At 75.6% G+C, this 962-nt stretch carries 2 protein-coding genes; both read left to right on the top strand.

Annotation, left to right across the window (positions count from 1 at the left end; genetic code table 11):
* The first annotated feature begins 167 nt into the window (after positions 1–167).
* On the top strand, positions 168–734 hold the full coding sequence (locus E1291_RS41490) for a hydrogenase maturation protease (protein ID WP_242614705.1): 567 nt from the start codon (positions 168–170) through the stop codon (positions 732–734).
* Positions 731–862 (top strand): DUF6893 family small protein, encoded by a 132-nt coding sequence (locus E1291_RS44875; RefSeq protein WP_278045322.1) that lies wholly within the window; start codon positions 731–733, stop codon positions 860–862. The genes E1291_RS41490 and E1291_RS44875 overlap by 4 nt, the downstream gene beginning before the upstream one ends.
* The last annotated feature ends 100 nt before the right edge of the window (positions 863–962 follow it).

Genomic DNA, 962 nt, shown 5'->3' with positions numbered 1-962 from the left:
TCGAGCGCGTCGTCGACGCCGAGCCGGCCGCCCCGGACCCGGCCCGCGAAGCGGGAGTCGGTCAGCATCAGCCGCAGCGCCTGGGAGATCCAGTTGACGACGACCCCGGGCGCGATCTCGGCGCGCGCGACCAGCTCGGGCACCGCTTCTTCGTCGGTCCCGAGGAGGTGGAGCCGCTGCCCGGGGACGGCGCGCCGCGCCGGGTGCTCGTCGCCGGCATCGGGAACGTCTTCCACGGCGACGACGGGTTCGGCGTGGAGGCCGTCCGGCGGCTCGCGGAGCGCCCGGCGCCGCCCGGTGTGGACGTCATCGACTTCGGCATCCGCGGCATCGACCTGATGTACGCGCTCCAGGGCGGTTACGCCACGGTCGTGCTCGTCGACGCGGCGGAGCGCGGCCACCCGCCGGGCACCGTCTCGCTCGTCGAGCCGGGCCCCGGCGGGCTGGAGGGCGCCGCCGTGGACGGGCACGGCCTGGATCCCGCGCGGGTGCTGCGGCTGGCCCGCGAGAGCGGCTCGGTCCCGCCGCGGGTGCTGCTGGTGGCCTGCGAACCGTCCGGGCCCGTCACGGCCGACACCTGGGAGATGGCGCTGAGCGCGCCCGTCGCCGCCGCGGTGGACGAGGCGGTGCGGATGATCGAGCGGATCCTCGCCGAGGAGACCGCGGGGGAACCCGGGCGGGAAGCCGGGCAGGAGTTCGAGCAGGAGTTCGAGGAAGAAGGAGCGGAGCGATGAGCAAGGACGTTCAGATCGGCCCGGGGCCGGTCCGGCTGGTGCTCGCACTGCTGGTGCTGAGCGTGGTCGTCATCGTGCTGAAGGAGCTGCCGGCGATCCGCCGGTATCTCAAGGTGGAGAGCATGTGACCGGCCCGCGACCGGCCCCGGCCCGCGACGTCGCCGGCGACGTCGCCGATGACGGGGCCGGTGATCCCGGCCTTCCGGCCGGTGCGGCGGCGGTGGCGGG

This window comes from Actinomadura roseirufa (genome assembly GCF_900659635.1).
GTDB lineage: Bacteria > Actinomycetota > Actinomycetes > Streptosporangiales > Streptosporangiaceae > Spirillospora > Spirillospora roseirufa.
This window is presented reverse-complemented; position numbering and strand designations above follow the sequence as displayed.

Coding starts and splice junctions, on each gene's coding strand:
- E1291_RS44875 (WP_278045322.1), top strand. CDS start 731: ATGAGCAAGGACGTTCAGATCGGCCCGGGGCCGGTCCGGCTGGTGCTC.